Annotated in this window: 16 protein-coding genes; 7 read left to right on the top strand and 9 right to left on the bottom strand. The window is 69.9% G+C overall.

Annotation, left to right across the window (positions count from 1 at the left end; genetic code table 11):
* Positions 1–37: 37 nt before the first annotated feature.
* Complete coding sequence (locus PUW82_RS13025) at positions 38–3751, top strand: multifunctional oxoglutarate decarboxylase/oxoglutarate dehydrogenase thiamine pyrophosphate-binding subunit/dihydrolipoyllysine-residue succinyltransferase subunit (protein ID WP_274222699.1); 3714 nt, start codon at positions 38–40, stop codon at positions 3749–3751.
* 98 nt (positions 3752–3849) lie between these two features.
* On the opposite strand, the gene PUW82_RS13030 is transcribed toward PUW82_RS13025, so the two are convergent.
* The gene (locus PUW82_RS13030; RefSeq protein WP_274222700.1) at positions 3850–4098 is read right to left on the bottom strand and encodes a zf-HC2 domain-containing protein; all 249 of its coding nucleotides are present in this window, start codon (positions 4096–4098) and stop codon (positions 3850–3852) included.
* The gene (locus PUW82_RS13035; RefSeq protein ID WP_274223283.1) at positions 4095–4748 is read right to left on the bottom strand and encodes a sigma-70 family RNA polymerase sigma factor; all 654 of its coding nucleotides are present in this window, start codon (positions 4746–4748) and stop codon (positions 4095–4097) included. Before PUW82_RS13035 ends, PUW82_RS13030 begins: the two co-directional genes overlap by 4 nt.
* 49 nt (positions 4749–4797) lie before the next feature.
* Between PUW82_RS13035 and aroA the strand changes: the two genes are divergently transcribed.
* The 3 genes from aroA to bcp are packed head-to-tail and all read left to right on the top strand — an operon-like array spanning position 4798 to position 7683.
* Positions 4798–6141, top strand: a complete 1344-nt coding sequence (gene aroA, locus PUW82_RS13040; protein WP_274222702.1) for a 3-phosphoshikimate 1-carboxyvinyltransferase — start codon at positions 4798–4800, stop codon at positions 6139–6141.
* Entirely contained in the window at positions 6138–7178 is a 1041-nt protein-coding gene (gene rsgA, locus PUW82_RS13045; RefSeq protein ID WP_274222703.1) for a ribosome small subunit-dependent GTPase A, read from the top strand. The genes aroA and rsgA overlap by 4 nt, the downstream gene beginning before the upstream one ends.
* Positions 7179–7215: 37 nt before the next feature.
* Positions 7216–7683: a thioredoxin-dependent thiol peroxidase gene (gene bcp, locus PUW82_RS13050; protein WP_274222704.1), complete on the top strand. Its 468-nt coding sequence runs from the start codon at positions 7216–7218 to the stop codon at positions 7681–7683.
* Positions 7684–7705: 22 nt separating this feature from the next.
* Here the strand turns inward: bcp and PUW82_RS13055 are convergent, their stop codons facing one another.
* Positions 7706–8092, bottom strand: coding sequence for a histidine kinase (locus PUW82_RS13055; protein WP_274222705.1), 387 nt, complete (start codon positions 8090–8092; stop codon positions 7706–7708).
* Between the two features lie 226 nt (positions 8093–8318).
* Between PUW82_RS13055 and PUW82_RS13060 the strand changes: the two genes are divergently transcribed.
* Positions 8319–8567 carry a WhiB family transcriptional regulator gene (locus PUW82_RS13060; protein ID WP_023955350.1) on the top strand — a complete coding sequence of 83 codons (249 nt, stop codon included), beginning with the start codon at positions 8319–8321 and terminating at the stop codon, positions 8565–8567.
* 23 nt (positions 8568–8590) lie between these two features.
* On the opposite strand, the gene PUW82_RS13065 is transcribed toward PUW82_RS13060, so the two are convergent.
* Genes PUW82_RS13065 through PUW82_RS13075 form a run of 3 tightly spaced genes read right to left on the bottom strand, consistent with a single transcriptional unit; the run spans position 8591 to position 11916 of the window.
* Positions 8591–10084, bottom strand: a complete 1494-nt coding sequence (locus PUW82_RS13065; protein WP_274222706.1) for a sensor histidine kinase — start codon at positions 10082–10084, stop codon at positions 8591–8593.
* A gap of 9 nt (positions 10085–10093) precedes the next feature.
* On the bottom strand, positions 10094–11299 hold the full coding sequence (locus tag PUW82_RS13070; protein ID WP_274222707.1) for a P-loop NTPase: 1206 nt from the start codon (positions 11297–11299) through the stop codon (positions 10094–10096).
* Positions 11299–11916, bottom strand: coding sequence for a CpaB family protein (locus PUW82_RS13075; protein WP_274222708.1), 618 nt, complete (start codon positions 11914–11916; stop codon positions 11299–11301). The genes PUW82_RS13070 and PUW82_RS13075 overlap by 1 nt, the downstream gene beginning before the upstream one ends.
* A 99-nt stretch (positions 11917–12015) precedes the next feature.
* Here PUW82_RS13075 and PUW82_RS13080 point away from each other — a divergent pair, with 99 nt between their 5' ends.
* Entirely contained in the window at positions 12016–12288 is a 273-nt protein-coding gene (locus PUW82_RS13080) for a helix-turn-helix domain-containing protein (RefSeq protein ID WP_274222709.1), read from the top strand.
* A gap of 35 nt (positions 12289–12323) precedes the next feature.
* Here the strand turns inward: PUW82_RS13080 and PUW82_RS13085 are convergent, their stop codons facing one another.
* Positions 12324–12905 (bottom strand): hypothetical protein, encoded by a 582-nt coding sequence (locus tag PUW82_RS13085; RefSeq protein ID WP_274222710.1) that lies wholly within the window; start codon positions 12903–12905, stop codon positions 12324–12326.
* Positions 12906–13036: 131 nt separating this feature from the next.
* On the opposite strand from PUW82_RS13085, the gene PUW82_RS13090 reads away from it, so the two are divergent.
* Positions 13037–13477, top strand: coding sequence for an Rv3235 family protein (locus tag PUW82_RS13090; RefSeq protein ID WP_274222711.1), 441 nt, complete (start codon positions 13037–13039; stop codon positions 13475–13477).
* 19 nt (positions 13478–13496) lie between these two features.
* Here the strand turns inward: PUW82_RS13090 and PUW82_RS13095 are convergent, their stop codons facing one another.
* A complete protein-coding gene (locus tag PUW82_RS13095) occupies positions 13497–14720 on the bottom strand; it encodes a pyridoxal phosphate-dependent aminotransferase (protein WP_274222712.1) in 1224 nt (407 codons plus the stop codon).
* 60 nt (positions 14721–14780) lie between these two features.
* Positions 14781–17567, bottom strand: coding sequence for a preprotein translocase subunit SecA (secA, locus tag PUW82_RS13100; RefSeq protein WP_274222713.1), 2787 nt, complete (start codon positions 17565–17567; stop codon positions 14781–14783).
* Between the last annotated feature and the right edge of the window lie 52 nt (positions 17568–17619).

The raw sequence follows: 17619 nt of genomic DNA on the forward strand, positions 1-17619 counted from the left end.
AGAACTGATCTTCACCGATGAAAGCAGGCGATCTGCCGTGTCCAGCCAGGCGACCGGAATCGGAACCTCGAACGACGGAGAGTTCGGAGCGAACGAATGGCTCGTCGCGGAACTGTACGAACAGTTCCGCGAAGACCGGAACTCGGTGGACAAGGAGTGGTGGCCCACGCTCGAGGCCTACGCCACCCACATCGGCGGAAGCACGGATGCCGCTGCCGCGCAGCCGGCGCAGCCTGCTGCCGCACCCGCCGCTGACAAGCCCGCGCCGGCCTCTGCTCCGCAGCATCCCGTGACGGCCCCGATCCCCACGGTCGGCGCACAGCCGGTGGCTCGCACGACCGCGCGTCCCGCCGCCGCGCAGCCCGTCCCGGCTCAGGCCCCCACCGCCCCGTCGGCCGAGGTCGAGCAGCGCGAGGACGTCGTCACGCCGCTGCGCGGCATGCCGAAGACCCTCGCCGCGAACATGGACGATTCGCTCACCGTGCCCACCGCGACGAGCGTGCGGACGATCCCGGCGAAGCTGATGATCGACAACCGCATCGTCATCAACAACCACATGTCGCGCACCCGCGGCGGCAAGATCAGCTTCACTCACCTCATCGGTTGGGCGCTCATCCAGGCGCTGAAGGCCTTCCCCAGTCAGAACGTCTCGTACGCCGAGGTCGACGGCAAGCCGTCGGTCATCGCGCATGCGCACGTGGGTCTCGGCATCGCCATCGACCTGCCCAAGCCCGACGGCACCCGCGCGCTCATGGTGCCGAGCATCAAGCGCGCCGAGTCACTGTCGTTCGGCGAGTACCTCGCCGCCTACGAAGACCTCGTGTCTCGGGCGCGGAAGAACAAGCTCACGGCCGCCGACTTCCAGGGCACCACGATCTCGCTGACCAACCCCGGCGGCATCGGCACCGTGCACTCGGTCCCGCGCCTCATGAAGGGACAAGGGTCGATCATCGGCGCCGGCGCCCTCGACTACCCGGCGGAGTTCCAGGGCTCGAGCGAGAAGACGCTCGTCAACCTCGGTATCGGCAAGACGATCACCCTGACGAGCACCTACGACCACCGCGTCATCCAGGGTGCCGGGTCGGGCGAGTTCCTCAAGACCGTCCACGAGCTGCTGATCGGCAAGAACGGCTTCTACGACGACATCTTCGCCGCGCTGCGCATCCCGTACGCCCCGATTCAGTGGTCGACGGACATCAACGTCGACCTCGCGGAGCGCGTGGACAAGACCGCCCGCGTGCAGGAGCTCATCAACTCGTACCGCGTGCGCGGCCACCTCATGGCCGACATCGACCCGCTCGAGTACCGTCAGCGCACCCACCCCGACCTCGAGATCGAGCAGCACGGGCTGACCTTCTGGGACCTCGATCGCGAGTTCGTCACGGGCGGCTTCGGCAGCAAGCGCGTCATGAAGCTGCGCGAGATCCTGGGCGTTCTGCGCGACTCGTACTGCCGCACGATCGGCATCGAGTACATGCACATCCAGGACCCCGAGCAGCGCAAGTGGTTCCAGGACAACGTCGAGGTCAAGTACCAGAAGCCCGGGCACGACGAGCAGCTGCGCATCCTCGGCAAGCTCAACCAGGCCGAGGCCTTCGAGACGTTCCTCCAGACCAAGTACGTGGGCCAGAAGCGCTTCAGCCTCGAAGGCGGCGAGTCGCTCATCCCGCTGCTCGACGAGGTGCTGCAGGGCGCGGCGCGCACCGGGCTCGAGGGCGCCGCGATCGGCATGGCGCACCGCGGCCGCCTGAACGTGCTGACCAACATCGCCGGTAAGACCTACGGCCAGGTGTTCCGCGAGTTCGAGGGCTCCGTCGCGATCGGCTCGAAGAGCGGCTCGGGCGACGTGAAGTACCACCTCGGCACCGAGGGCACCTTCGTCGGCGACGAGGGCGACGAGCTTCCCGTCTACCTGGCGGCGAACCCGTCCCACCTCGAGACGGTCGACGGCGTGCTCGAGGGCATCGTGCGCGCCAAGCAGGACCGCGGCCCGATCGGGTCGTTCGCCTGGCTGCCGATCCTCGTCCACGGCGACGCCGCCTTCGCCGGCCAGGGCGTCGTCGTCGAGACGCTGCAGATGTCGCAGCTGCGCGGCTACCGCACCGGTGGCACCGTGCACGTCGTGGTCAACAACCAGGTCGGCTTCACGACGCTCCCGCTCGACGCGCGCTCCTCCGTCTACGCCACCGACGTGGCCAAGACGATCCAGGCGCCGATCTTCCACGTCAACGGCGATGACCCCGAGGCCGTCGTCCACGTCGCGCAGCTCGCGTTCCGCTACCGCCAGGAGTTCAAGCGCGACGTCGTCATCGACCTCGTCTGCTACCGCCGCCGCGGTCACAACGAGGGCGACGACCCGTCGATGACGCAGCCGCTCATGACCAACCTCATCGAGGCGAAGCGCTCCGTGCGCCGCCTGTACACCGAGTCGCTCGTCGGCCGCGGCGACATCACCGAGGAAGAGTACGAGCAGGCCAAGCGCGACTTCCAGGACCGCCTCGAGGTGGCGTTCGCCGAGACCCACGCCGCCGAGACCGGCGCGTCGGGCCCGGTCGGTCTCTCCGGCCCGATCGATCAGGCCGTCGGCACACCCGAGACCACCGGTGTCGGCGAGGACGTCATCCACCAGATCGGTGACGCGTTCGTCAACGCTCCCGACCAGTTCACGGTGCACGGCAAGCTCAAGCAGCTGCTCGACAAGCGTCACGACATGAGCCGCAACGGCAACATCGACTGGGCCATGGGCGAGCTGTTCGCGTTCGGGTCGCTGCTGATGGAGGGCACCAACGTCCGCCTGGCCGGTCAGGATGCCCGACGCGGCACGTTCGTGCAGCGCCACTCCGTGCTGCACGATCGCGCGAACGGCCAGGAGTGGCTGCCGCTGGCGAACCTGTCGGAGAACCAGGGCCGCTTCTACGTCTACGACTCGCTGCTCAGCGAGTACGCGGCGATGGCGTTCGAGTACGGCTACTCCGTCGAACGCGCCGACTCCCTCGTGCTGTGGGAGGCGCAGTTCGGCGACTTCGCCAACGGCGCCCAGTCCGTCATCGACGAGTTCATCTCGTCGGCCGAGCAGAAGTGGGCGCAGCAGTCGGGCGTCGTGCTCCTGCTCCCCCACGGCTACGAGGGCCAGGGCCCCGACCACTCGTCGGCTCGCATCGAGCGCTACCTGCAGATGTGCGCGCAGGACAACATGACCGTGGCGCGCCCGTCGACCCCGGCGTCGTACTTCCACCTGCTGCGTCGTCAGGCGTACGCGCGCCCGCGGCGCCCGCTCGTGGTGTTCACGCCGAAGGCGATGCTACGTCTGCGCGGGGCGACCAGCCCCGTGGCGGACTTCCAGACCGGTCGCTTCGAGCCCGTGCTCGACGACCGCACGATCGCCGACAAGGCTGCCGTCAAGCGTGTGCTGCTGCACTCGGGCAAGGTCCACTGGGATCTCAAGGCCGAGCTCGACAAGAAGCCCAACCCCGCGATCGCCCTCGTGCGCCTCGAGCAGTTCTACCCGGCGCCGGTCGACGAGCTCAACCGCGTCATCGCGAGCTACCCGAACGCCGAGCTGGTCTGGGTGCAGGACGAGCCCGAGAACCAGGGCGCGTGGCCGTTCTTCGCGCTCGAGGTCGCCCCGCAGCTGCAGGGTCGCGGCGTGCGCACCGTCGCGCGGTCGGCGGCCGCGTCGACGGCCACCGGTTCGCCGAAGGTGCATGCTGCCGAGCAGGCCAAGCTCATGGAGCAGGCGCTGACGCTCTGACGTCGCCGCGGAACGCGGAAGGGCCGGATGCCGTGCATCCGGCCCTTCCGCGTTCTCCGCGTCGCCGGCGGCTCATCGAGCCGCGAGAGGAACGGGCGTCAGGCGTGCGCCGCGCTTTGCGCCGCACGCAGCCGTGCGAGGACCTGATCGCGCAGCTCCTCGGGCGCCGTCTCACGGCAAGCCCGGGCGACGACCTCGGTCAGCGTGCGCGACACGAGTGCCTCGTCACGGCAGGCCGGGCATGATTCGAGGTGTTCGCGGATCTCAGCGTGCTCGGTCTTGCAGACCTCGTCGCGCAGGTACTCCTCCAGGTCGCGTCGTGCTTTGTCGCAGCCGCAGTCGCTCATTTCTTGCTCCTCGTGGCGGGCATCGCGATGCCGCGCTCTTTCGCATAGTCGGCCAGCAGGTCACGCAGCAGCCGCCTGCCACGGTGCAGACGGCTCATGACCGTGCCGATCGGGGTCTTCATGATGTCGGCGATCTCCTGGTAGGCGAAGCCCTCGACGTCGGCGAGGTACACCGCCAGCCGGAAATCCTCGGGAATCGACTGCAGCGCGTCCTTGACGGCGGATGCCGGCATGTGGTCGATCGCTTCGGCTTCGGCCGACCGGCTGCTCGACGCGGTGGTGGACTCCGCACCGCCCAGCTGCCAGTCTTCGAGGTCGTCGATCGTGCCCTGATAGGGCTCGCGCTGCTTCTTCCGATAGGTGTTGATGTACGTGTTCGTGAGAATCCGGTACAGCCACGCCTTGAGGTTGGTGCCCTGGGTGAAGGACGACCACGAGGCGAACGCCTTGACGAAGGTCTCTTGGACCAGGTCGGCGGCGTCGGCCGGATTGCGCGTCATGCGCATGGCAGCCGCGTACAGCTGGTCCATGAACGGGAGCGCTTGCTCCTCGAACTGGACACTCGGATCCGTGACCGCTTGCTCTTCCATCAGCGGCCAGTCTACGTCGGCGTCCCAGGGGGCTATCACGGGCTCGATCGTGGCGATCATGGGCTCCTTTCCTCACAGACGGCGAACGCGTTCGATACTGTGGGAACCGATGAGCCCCGCCGCGTATTCCCCTGGTTCCGTCGCCGACGGCGAAACGTGGCGCGCGCCGGTGGCCGACGGTCCGGTTCGCGCCGAGGTCTCGGTGCCCGGATCGAAGTCCCTGACGAACCGCGAGCTCGTGCTGTCCGCCCTCGCCGAGTCGCCGTCGCGGCTCGTCGGGCCCCTGCACTCCGACGACTCCGCACGCATGATCGACGCGCTGCGCGCCCTGGGAGCGCAGATTGAGGCGGTGCCCGGCGACGGCCCATTCGGTCCCGACCTGGTGGTCACCCCGCTCTCCGGTGACGCCGCCGACGCGGTCGTCGACTGCGGCCAGGCCGGCACGGTCATGCGCTTCGTCACCCCGCTGGCGGGTCTGGCCCGCGGCGAGGTCACCGTCACGGCGCACGAGAGCGCCCTGCACCGCCCGATGGGCGAGATGATCCGCAGCCTGCGCGAGCTCGGCGTCGACATCGACGACGGCGGACGATGGATGCTGCCCTTCCTCGTGCACGGCCACGGCCATGTGCGCGGTGGCGAGGTCACGATCGACGCCAGCGCGTCGAGCCAGTTCGTCTCGGGCCTGCTCCTCGCGGCACCGCGGTTCGACGTCGGCCTGCGACTCGTGCACGAGGGACGGCGTCTGCCGAGCCTGCCGCACATCGACATGACGGTCGAAGCCCTCGCGCACCGCGGCGTGCACGTCGAGCGTCCGAGCGAGCGGGAGTGGCTCGTGCCGGCCGGTCCGCTGCGCGGCAAGGAGCTGACGATCGAGCCCGATCTGTCCAATGCCGCCCCCTTCCTCGCCGCCGCGGTGCTCACCGGCGGGCGCGTGTCGATCCCGCACTGGCCCGTCCACTCGACGCAGCCCGGAGCCCTGCTGGCCGACATCCTCACCGAGATCGGCGCCCGCGTGACGCGTCGCAGCGGCGTCTTGTCGGTCACCGGCACCGGTGAGATCCGAGGCGTCGACCTCGATCTGACAGCCGCGAGCGAGCTCACCCCGTCGCTGTTCGCCCTGGCGGCCTTCGCCGACGCTCCGAGCACGCTGCACGGCATCGGACACATCCGCGGCCACGAGACCGACCGCATCGCGGCGCTCGTCGGCAACCTCCGCGCACTCGGCGGCGAGGCCGAAGAGCTCGAGGACGGCATCCGCATCACCCCGGTGCCCCTGCGCGGCGGCCTCTGGCGCGCCCACCACGACCACCGGATGGCCACTGCCGGTGCGATCATCGGTCTGCGCGTCCCGGGCGTCGAGGTCGACGACATCGGCACGACGGCGAAGACGATGCCCGAGTTCCCCCGCCTCTGGGACGAAATGCTCGGCGCCGACGTCCGGGATGCCGGGTGAGCTGGCTCGACGGAGGCGACGACGAGCTCGACGAGCAGTACGACGAGGCCGACTTCCGGACCCGCCCGAACCCCAAGGCGAACCGTCCCCGCACCAAGCGCCGCCCGGCGCACGCCGACGCGCGCATCGCTCGCGTGCTCGGCGTTGACCGCGGCCGCTACACCGTCCTGATCGACGAGGACGGACCCGACGAGCACTCCACGCTCGCGGTCCGCGCGCGCGAGCTGCGACGCCAGCCGATCGTCACGGGCGACCGTGCCCGCGTCGTCGGCGACGTGTCGGGCGACGAAGGCACGCTGGGCCGCATCGTCGGCATCGAGCCCCGCACGACGCTGCTCCGGCGCAGCGCAGACGACACCGACCAGGTCGAACGCATCGTCGTCGCTAATGCCGACCAGATGGTCATCGTCGTCGCCGCGGCGGATCCCGAACCGCGCCCCCGACTGGTCGACCGCTACCTCATCGCCGCGCTCGATGCCGGCATCCGTCCGCTGCTCGTGGTGACCAAGACCGACCTCGCCGATCCGGCGGAGTTCCTCGCGCACTTCGAGGGCGTCGATGACCTCGATGTGCTGCTGAGCGGGCGCGGACAGATGCCCGTCGACGAACTCGGCGCGAAGCTGGTGGGGCACGCGAGCGTGTTCGTCGGCCACTCCGGCGTCGGCAAGTCGACGCTCGTGAACGCCCTCGTGCCCACCGCGGCACGTGCCACCGGTCACGTCAACGAGGTCACCGGGCGCGGTCGCCACACGTCGAGTTCGACGGTGTCGCTGCGCTACGTGAGTGCGGAGGGGCGCGGTTGGGTCATCGACACCCCGGGTGTGCGTTCCTTCGGCCTCGGCCACGTGCAGCCGCAGAACATCCTCGCGGCCTTCACCGACCTCGCCGCCGTCGCCGAGGAGTGCCCACGCGGGTGCACCCACCTGCCCGACGCGCCCGATTGCGCCATCGTCGAAGCCGTCGCCGACGGCCGCCTGGGCGAGCGGGGCGCGGCGCGCCTCGATTCGCTCCAGCGTCTGCTCAGCACCTTCGCCTGACACCGGATGCCGCCGGCCCGGGCCGTAGGCTGGTGACATGACCCGTCTCGAGCCCGGCTCCCTCGCTCCCGATTTCACCCTCGACGATCAGGACGGCGCGGCGGTCTCGCTCACCCAGCTGCGCGGTCGGCGGGTCGTGCTGTTCTTCTACCCCGCCGCCATGACCCCGGGCTGCACCCGCGAGGCCTGCGACTTCCGCGACAGTGTCGAGAGCCTGCGCGCCGCCGGGTTCGATGTGCTGGGCGTCTCGCGCGATGACGCGGCGAAGCTGCAGCGCTTCCGCGAGCAGGAGGGTCTCACCTACCCGCTGCTCAGCGACCCCGACCATTCGGTCCACGAGGCGTACGGCGCGTGGGGCGAGAAGATGAACTACGGCAAGACGGTCGAGGGCGTCATCCGTTCGACCTTCGTCATCGGCGCGGACGGCCGCATCGAGCACGCGCTCTACAACGTCAAGGCCACGGGGCACGTCGCCCGCGTGCGCACGCTGCTCGGCCTCGGCTGAGGCCCGACGGGCGCAGCCCGCGTCAGCGGTCGTCGCGATCGGGCGCGGCGCGGCGCGTGGCGGCCAGCAGCAGGATGAAGCCGGCGAGCCCGGGCACGGCGATGAGCACGGCCGTGCCCGGCTCGCCGTACTGGCCGGTCGCCGCTCCCAGTGCGACGGCGAGGATCAGCAGCTGAGCCACGATGCCGCCCGACCGACCCCACGACACGCGGCGCCACACCGCGACCGCGAAAGCAGCCAGCGCAGCGACGGCGATCGCGGTGAGCACGATGAGGGCGAGGGAACTCGGCACATCGAGCGTGTCACCACCGATGAGCGCAACGACCTGCCAGCCGAGGACGATCAGCAGTGTCAAGGCTTCGGCGGCCAGGACGGCGCCGGCGAATCGTTCGACGGTGGAGGACGCCATGGCGTGCGGCTTTCTGCTCGGGCGACGCGTCGCGGTTCTTTTCCACGGCCGACCCGCGAGCGAATCCACAGTTCACCCTTGATTCATCTGTCAGGGCTATGGGACGATAGATCAAGCCGTGTGCTCCCACAGCGAAGTGGGGCGAGCTTGCGCTCGCACACTTAACCAGGGTACCGGACGACCCGAGTCCGGCCCGACAGAATCACCACCCCTCAAGGAGCACCACATGGATTGGCGCGACAAGTCTGCCTGCCTGACCGTCGACCCCGAACTCTTCTTCCCCGTCGGGAACACCGGTCCGGCCGTCGATCAGATCGAGAAGGCCAAGGCCGTCTGCGCCCGCTGCACCGTCACCGAGATCTGCCTGCAGTACGCCCTCGAGACCGGCCAGGACTCGGGCGTGTGGGGCGGATTGTCCGAAGACGAGCGCCGCGCGCTGAAGCGCCGCGCCGCCCGCGCCCGCCGCGCCTCGTGAGCCGCGGCTGAGCCGGCTCCGGCTCAGCCTGCCTCGCGCTCGATGTAGCGCAGCGGGATCTCGATCGTCACCTCGGTGCCGCTGCCGACCAGCGTGTGCCAGTCGATCGTGCCGCTGAGTTCACCCTGGATGAGGGTGCGTACGATCTGGGTGCCGAGCCCGCGACCGACCTGACCCTCCGGCAGGCCGATACCGGAATCGCGGACCTTCACTTCGAGACGTTCGTCGGAGCGATCGGCGACGATCTCGACATCCCCCTCGGTGCCCGCCAGACCATGCTCGACCGCGTTCGTGACGAGCTCGGTCAACGCGAGCGCCAGTGGGGTCGCGTACTCGCTGGGCAGAGTGCCGAACTCCCCCGACGACCGCGTGCGCGCCCGCGTGTTCGGCGCGGCCGCGACCTCGGCGACGAGCTTGAGCACCCGGGCGAACACTTCGTCGAAATTGACGTTCTGCGCGAGCCCCTCCGAGAGGGTGTCGTGGACGACGGCGATCGCCGAGACCCGGCGCATCGCCTGGGTGAGCGCGTCGCGCGCCTCTTCCGAGTGCGTGCGGCGCGCCTGGATCCGCAGCAACGAGGCCACGGTCTGCAGGTTGTTCTTCACGCGGTGGTGGATCTCGCGGATCGTCGCGTCCTTGGTGATGAGTTCCTGCTCCTGGTGGCGGATCTCGCTGACATCGCGGCACAGCACGATCGCACCGATGCGTGTGCCGTGGTCTCGCAGCGGGATGGTGCGCAGCGAGACCGTCACTCCGCGCGCCTCGATGTCGGCGCGCCACGGCGCCCGGCCGGCCATCACGATCGGCAGCGACTCGTCGAACTCGCGTTTGGTCGGCAGGATCGCGGTGGCGACATCGATGAGCGGCTCGCCCTCGAGCTCGTCCTCGAACCCCAGCCGGTTGAAGGCCGAGAGAGCGTTGGGGCTCGCGAAGGTGGTCATGCCGTCGACATCCAGGCGGATGAGTCCATCAGACGCACGGGGCGCGCCGCGACGCGGTGCGGTCGGGGCGTTCAGGTCCGGGAAGTCCGACGACGCCACCATGCCGAAAAGGTCGTCGGCGCAGTCGTTGAACGTGATCTGCTGACGAGACGGGGTGCGCGCCTCGCCCAGGTTCGTGTGACGGGTCAGCACCCCCACGACGCGCGCCGGGCGCCCCTCCCCCGCGCGCTCGCGGACGATCGGGACCGCGCGCACGCGCGTGGGCGTCTCTTCGAACCAGTCCGGTGAGGCCGAGTCGACGATGCGGGCCTGCGTGAACGCATCGTTGACCTGCGTGCGCCATTGCGGCCGGACGCGGTCACCGACGATGTCGCGGTAGAAGAGCGTCGCCGCTCCGCCCGGACGCGTGTGCGCGACGGCGATGAACGAGTCGTCGGAGGTCGGCACCCAGATCACGATGTCGGCGAACGCGAGGTCGGCCAGCAGCTGACCGTCGCCGGCGAGACGGTGCAGCCACTCGACGTCGGCGTCCGAGGACAGCCCCTGGGCATAGACGAGATCGCTGAGGGTCGACACGTTCCCAGACTAGGGGGCGGATGCCGCCACCGCGGTGCGCGCGGAACGACCGCGGCGTCTCGCGGGGTCGGGGGCCACGGCCTCGTCGACGAAGCGCCGCATCGCCGCCGGAAGGGGGCCGCGCGGGGCGAGGCGCGCGAGGGGGCGTGCCGCAAGGAGCGCGGCATCCGTCGCCCGAGGCTCCCACGGCAGAAACCAGCTCCGATCGGCTCCGGTGTAGCGCTCGAGCGTGCGCCGCACCTGTCCGCGGGCGTCGATGCCGAGCGGGCCACCGCGAAGCTTCGTGACCAGAACGCGGATCGGGGCGTCGCCGGCGGCGGCCCGCAGCTCAGGGTAGGCGCGCACGAAGCGCGACACCCCGACCGGGTCGGCGGCCACGACGCCTACGACGAGATCGGCCGTCGCGAGCGCGGCGAGCGCGGCGGCGTTGCGCCGCGGGCCGTCCAGGTCGCTGACGATCTCTTCGTCGCGTTCGAGCCCGGCGGCGACGTCGACCACGAGATCGTCGACCCAGTCCCGCTCGGCCTCGAGGGCGCCGGTGACGCGATCCGCGCTCAGCTCGGGCCAGCGGTTCGGCCGGTTGATGCCGGTGAGCACCTCGACGTCCTCGACCGGCACGGCGATGCGGGTCAGTTCCGCCGGCGTCAGCACGCCTCGCGCCGCCTGACGGCAGGCCGCCGCCAGGCCCGGACCTTCGTCGGGCACGCCCAGCGCGAGCGCCACCGACGGCGCGTGGGTGTCGGCATCGGCCAGCGCGACGCGGCGGTCGCCGCGGGCGAGCGTGTAGGCCAGCTCGATCGATACGGTGGTGCGCCCGGGAGCGCCGTGCGGTCCCCAGACGACGATTGCCCGCCCGCGCGTGAGCGGGCCCGGCAGCGCCGGCGTGGCATGGAGAGCGTCGACGGGATCGGCGTCGGCGTCGACCGTGGCGACACCGAGCGACTCGGCGAAGCGCCGATCGAGATCACGTCGGCACCGCGCCACGATCCGTGTGCCCGAACGGTCGCACATCGTCACGAGGTCGGAGGTCAGGCTGTCGCGGTCGCCCGACACGAGGAGCACGTCGGCCCGGGTCAGGTCGTGCCCCGAGGCGGCGGCGTCGGCCGCGACGAGCGCCGCAGCGCGCGGTCCCGCGGCGAACACCACTTCGACACCGGCGGAGCGCAACCGCTGAGCGACGCGCTGTGCGTCCGGCAGCGCCAAGGCGACGCGCATCACAGGGCACCCGTGGGGACGACCGAGATGCTGTCGCCACGGGCGATCGCCCCGAGGGCGGCGGCGACGTCGCCTCGGTCGAGCACCAGCTCGACCGAGGCCGAGCCCGCGGCCATCACGCCCTCCGGTTCATGAACGGCACGCACCGTCGCCTCGCCGACGAGCACGCGGGGATTGTCGAAGACCCCGCTCTCGCTCTGCGGTGCATGCCAGACCTCGACGCTCGCCCCCTCGGCGAGCGCCGCCGGTAGTCCTTGAGTCACGGTCACCACGATCGTGGTCACGCCGAGATCGTCCGGAGCCGCCACGGCCGCGGCGGGCAGGAGCTCGCCGTCGCCGATCGTGCGGGCCGCGACCGCGCCCGGCGCCAGCGAGCCCGGGGGGACGTAAGCCTCGACCTGCGACCCGAGCGCGACGTCGACCACGCGGAGGTCATCGGCCCGCAGCGGTTCGCCGACCACGATCGTGCGGTCCGCCGCGAGGACCGGGACGGTGTGTCGTGCGGCATCGACGACGAGCCAGACACCGACGATCGAGACGATCACGAGCACGACGCCGAGGAGGAAGCGGATGTCGGCCCAGAAGGCCCGCGGACGTGCGACGGCTGCGAAGGTCATGGGCCTCATGCTGCCCCTCTCGCCACAGAGGCGGGAATCGTTGTCCACAGGCTGTCAAGAGCACTGTCGGGCACGCCTCCCTCCCTCGATAATGGGCGCATGCCCGCCTCCTCCGACCGAGCGCGCTTCCTCGCGCCCTCGCAGGTCGCCGAGATGCTCCAGATCGAGGTCGACGAAGTCGTCGCCCTCGTCGTCGAAGGCCGCCTCAGCGGTGCGCGCGTGGGGTCGCCGCCACGCTGGCGGATCGAAGCGGCGAGCATCGAGGACTACCTCGCCGCACAGGTCGAGGACGCTCGTCGATCGGCGCTGTGGCAGGAGTCGCAGCTCGCGAGCTTCCCCGAGCTCTGGGGGCAGCGACCACCCGAGCGCTGAGCGCCCGTGTCCCCCGAACGGGCGGTCACGCGGTGTCAGGTGCCGAGGAGCTGCACCCAGCTCACGGCGTGGAACGGGATGAGGCGGATGCCGGCCACCGCCGCCTCTCGACGCGGGACGTCGGCCTCGTGCAACGCGAGGTCGAGATGATCTGCGCCGGCGCGATCGATCGTGCCGATGTGCACGCCGCCGATGATCGTATGCACCCGGACGCCGCCGCGCCGACGAGCGGCATCGCGAAGCACGAACCCGAGCGTCATCCGGTCGGAGATCCGCTGCGGTCCGCCCGGGCGGACGCTTCGTGCCAGGGCGGGTCGGGCTGCGCCGAGCGCCGCGATCGCCTCGAGCGGGATGAGCGCGACGTGGGCATCGGCACCGAGCTCGACCGAGCACCAATCCGCGCCCGCGCCGGTGAGGCGCCCTCGCAGCGTCGCCGTCGGGCCGACGAGATCGATGGCGACCTCGTCGGATTGGTCCGCGAGAACGGTGAGGCGGTCGCGGAGCGTGAGCCGCGACATCCGCAGGCGTTCGGCCTCGCTGTCGAGGGCGGCGCGCTCGGCCTCCCACTCCGAGTCGAGCTGGTGCTCCAGGTCTTCGAAGAGTCTCTCCCACCGCACGCAGCGAGGTTAGCGATCGGGCGGGGATGCGGCCGGGTCTATCCACATGTTGGAGGATTCTCATCCGGCCACATTCGGCAGTGTGCTTCACTCATCGGCGTCGACAGACCTGACGAGAGGAGGAGCGCGCGATGACGTCGATCCCCGCCCGCGACAACCACCGGTTCCGTCGCATCACCTCGTCGCTCGATATCGCCGAGTACTTCGCCCCACAGCCGACGGCGACCGCCGACCTGCCCGACCCGGAGCCCCTCGTGCGCAACCTGACGCGCGGGGTCCTCGAGGTACTGGCCGGGGTGCGCGAGATCGAGCAGCTCGCGCGGTGGCTCAGCGAGGACGCCTACCGGGTGCTGGTCACCCGGGCGAACCTCTCGGCCCGCGCTCGCAGCGCCCGGCAGGTCGCGCCGGCGCGACCGGTGTACTCGATCGTCTCGGTGCGCATGTGCGAGCCCGCCGACGGCGTCGTCGAGTCGGCCGTCGTCGTCACGACGCCCACCCGCACCCGGGCCGTGGCCGTCCGGCTCGAGGGTCGTGACGGTCGCTGGCGCGCGACCTCGCTCGCGCTGCTGTGAGGCTTCCGGAGCCCGCGACCTACTGCTTGTACGAGGCGAGGAAGTTGCCGAGGCGCTCGATCGCCTCGCTCAGCACGCGCGCCTCGGGCAGGGTGACGATGCGCAGGTGGTCGGGGTCGGGCCAGTTGAACCCGGTCCCCTGCACCAGCAGCACGTGCTCCGCGACGAGGAAGTCGTAGACGAGCTTGCCGTCGTCGTGGATCTCGTACACCTCGGGATCGAGCCGCGGAAAGGCGTAGAGCGCGCCCGCGGGCTTGTGACACGTGACCCCGGGAATGCTCTCGAGCCCGCGCCAGGCGGCATCCCGCTGTTCGTGCAACCGACCCGTCGGGGCGATGAGCCCCTCGATCGACTGCACGCCCGACAACGCGGCCTGCACGGCGTACTGGGCCGGGACGTTCGGGCACAGACGCGTCGAGGCGAGCAGCTGGATGCCTTCGAGGAAGCCCTTCGCGTGGGCCTTCGGCCCCGTGATGACAAGCCAGCCCGACCGATACCCCGCGACGCGGTAGGTCTTCGACAGGCCGTTGAAGGTCAGGCACAGCAGGTCGGGCGCGAGCGTCGCGAGCGGGATGTGGGTCGCCTCGTCGTAGAGGATCCGGTCGTAGATCTCGTCCGAGAGCAGCAGCAGCGAGTGCTCGCGGGCGATCTCGACGATGCCCTGCAGAACCTCGCGGCTGTACACCGCGCCCGTGGGGTTGTTGGGGTTGATGACGACGATCGCCTTGGTCTGCGGGGTGATCTTGGCCCGGATGTCGTCAAGGTCGGGCTCCCAGCCCTGATCGCTGTCGCAGAGGTAGTGCACCGGCTTGCCGCCGCCGAGGCTGGTCATGGCCGTCCACAGCGGGTAGTCCGGCGCGGGGATGAGCACCTCGTCGCCCTCGTCGAGCAGTGCCTGCATCGTCATCGTGATGAGCTCGGAGACGCCGTTGCCCAGGTAGACGTCGTCGGGGTCGACGTGGGGGAAGCCCGGAACCTCTTCGTAGCGCGACACGACCGCGCGCCGCGCAGAGAGGATGCCGCGACTGTCGCTGTACCCGTGCGCATGCGGCACCGACTCGATCATGTCGCGGACGATCTGGAACGGCGCCTCGAACCCGAAGATCGCGGGGTTGCCGGTGTTGAGCTTGAGGACGCGGTGACCGTCGGCCTCGAGTCGGTCGGCCTCGGCCAGGGCGCTGCCACGGATCTCGTAGAGGACGTCCTTGAGCTTGGATGACTGATCGAGGGTACGGCGCTTCATCCGATCAGGATATCCGGGGGCCGAGCGGGCCGATCGACGATGCGTGGCCCGCTCGGGTCGTCACTTCTTCTTGCCCGCAGCGCGGCGCTCGGCCCGGTTTCCCGCGGCGGCACCGTCGCCGGCCCCGACCGTCTGACCGAACGCTCCGCGCGCAGCATCCGCCGGCGCCTCCTGCTCGGCCGACTGCTGACGCGCCTTGGCCGTCGCGGCCTTCTGCACCTGACCGCGGTCGTTGCGCACCTCGACCTCGCCCGATCCGGTGTCGCTGGGCGCGGAGTATTCGAGCTTCTGGTTCTCGACCGGCGCGGGCCCGAGGCCCTTGGCGTCGACGTCGCCGGTCTCGGCGGAGCGCACCTCGACCTCGAGGTTGTAGAGGAAGCCGACCGACTCCTCCTTGATCTGCGACATCATCGACTGGAACATCTCGTAGCCCTCGCGCTGGTACTCGATGAGCGGGTCGCGCTGGGCCATCGCACGCAGGCCGATGCCGTCCTTGAGGTAGTCCATCTCGTAGAGGTGGTCGCGCCAGCGGCGGTCAAGCACCTGCAGCACGACGCGCCGCTCGAGCTCGCGCATCGCCGGCTCGCCGAGGGTCTCCTCGCGCTGCCGGTACGCGATCTTCGCGTCCGAGAGCAGCTCGCGCTTGAGAACCTCGGCGGTGATGCGGCCCTTGTTCCCGGCTTCGGCGACGACCTCGTCGATCGTGACCCCGACGGGGTACAGCGTCTTCAGCTCGGTCCAGAGCGCGTCGAAGTCCCAGCTCTCGGTGTGACCGGACGACGTGTGGTCATCGATCACGGCGCTGACGGCGTCCTCGATGAAGTGCTGGACGCGCTCGGAGAGGTCGTCGCCGTGCAGCACCTGGCGGCGGTCGGCGTAGATGGCCTCGCGCTGACGGTTGAGCACGTCGTCGTACTTCAGGACGTTCTTGCGGATCTCGGCGTTGCGCGCCTCGACCTGCGCCTGTGCGCTCTTGATCGCGCGCGACACCATCGACGATTCGATCGCGACGTCCTCGGGGAAGTTCGTGCGGGCGAGGATGGCCTCGGCGGCACCGGACTGGAACAGGCGCATGAGGTCGTCGGTCAGCGACAGGTAGAACCGGCTCTCACCGGGGTCGCCCTGGCGTCCCGATCGTCCGCGCAGCTGGTTGTCGATACGACGCGACTCGTGACGCTCGGTGCCGAGCACGTAGAGTCCGCCGGCCTCGACGACCTTCGCCGCCTCTTCTGCCACGGTCTCACGCACAGCACCGAAGACTTCGTCCCACGCTGCTTCGTACTCCTCGGGCGTCTCGACCGGGTCGAGACCACGCGATTTCATCTCCTGCACCGCGAGGAACTCGGCGTTGCCGCCGAGCATGACGTCGGTACCGCGACCGGCCATGTTCGTGGCGACCGTCACGGCACCGAGGCGGCCGGCACGGGCCACGACCTCGGCCTCGCGCGCGTGGTTCTTGGCGTTGAGCACCTCGTGCTTGACGCCCTTCTTGGCGAGCAGACGCGAGAGGTATTCACTCTTCTCGACGCTCGTCGTTCCCACGAGCACCGGCTGCCCGCTCGCGTGGCGCTCGACGATGTCTTCGACGACCTGCGCGAACTTCGCCGTCTCGTTCTTGTAGACGAGGTCGGGCTGGTCCTTCCGGACCATGGGCTTGTTCGTCGGAATCGGGATGACGCCGAGCTTGTAGGTCGACATGAACTCGGCCGCCTCGGTCTCGGCGGTACCGGTCATGCCCGAGAGCTTGTCGTACAGGCGGAAGTAGTTCTGCAGCGTGACCGTCGCGAGGGTCTGGTTCTCGGCCTTGACCGGGACGCCCTCCTTCGCCTCGATGGCCTGGTGGATGCCCTCGTTGTAGCGGCGTCCGACCAGGATGCGGCCGGTGTGCTCGTCGACGATCATGACCTCGTCGTTCATGACGACGTAGTCGGTGTCGCGCTTGAACAGGGCGCGCGCCTTGATCGAGTTATTCAGGAACGAGATGAGCGGGGTGTTCGCCGACTCGTAGAGATTGTCGATGCCGAGGTAGTCCTCGACCTTCTCGATGCCGGGCTCGAGCACACCGACGGTGCGCTTCTTCTCGTCGACCTCGTAGTCGACGCCGGGCTCGAGCGTCGTGGCGACGCGCGCGAACTCGACGAACCAGCGGTTCGCCTCCCCCGAGGACGGGCCGGAGATGATCAGCGGCGTCCGCGCCTCGTCGATGAGGATCGAGTCGACCTCGTCGACGACGGCGAAGAAGTGACCGCGCTGGACGAGGTCTTCGCGGCGCCAGGCCATGTTGTCGCGCAGATAGTCGAAGCCGAACTCGTTGTTCGTTCCGTAGGTGATGTCGGCGGCGTACTGCTCGCGGCGGACCTCGGGCGTCTGCCCCGACACGATCGTGCCGGTGGTCATGCCGAGCGCTCGGTAGACGCGCCCCATGAGCTCGGCCTGGTACGAGGCGAGGAAGTCGTTGACGGTGATGACGTGCACGCCCTGGCCCGCGATCGCGTTGAGGTATGCAGCGAACGTCGCCGTCAGGGTCTTACCCTCACCGGTCTTCATCTCGGCGATGTTCCCGAGGTGCAGGGCCGCACCACCCATGACCTGGACGTCGTAGGGGCGCTGTCCGAGCGTGCGCTTCGCTGCCTCGCGAACGGCGGCGAAGGCTTCGGGCATGAGCCGGTCGAGGGTCTCGCCCGCCTCGTGACGGGCGCGCAGCTCCGCCGTCTCGCCGCGCAGCTCGTCGTCGGAGAGGTGGGCGTAGTCCTCTTCCAGAGCGCCCACGGCCTTCACGACCTGCTGGAGGCGACGCAGCACGCGGCCCTCTCCGGCGCGGAGCAGTTTCTCGAGAGGATTGGCCACGGAGGATCTCCATCTGTCGGGTGCGCCGACGCCACCGCCGGCCGCGCCCGCG

Origin of the sequence: Microbacterium thalli, assembly GCF_028737325.1 — a bacterium.
Lineage (GTDB): Bacteria > Actinomycetota > Actinomycetes > Actinomycetales > Microbacteriaceae > Microbacterium > Microbacterium thalli.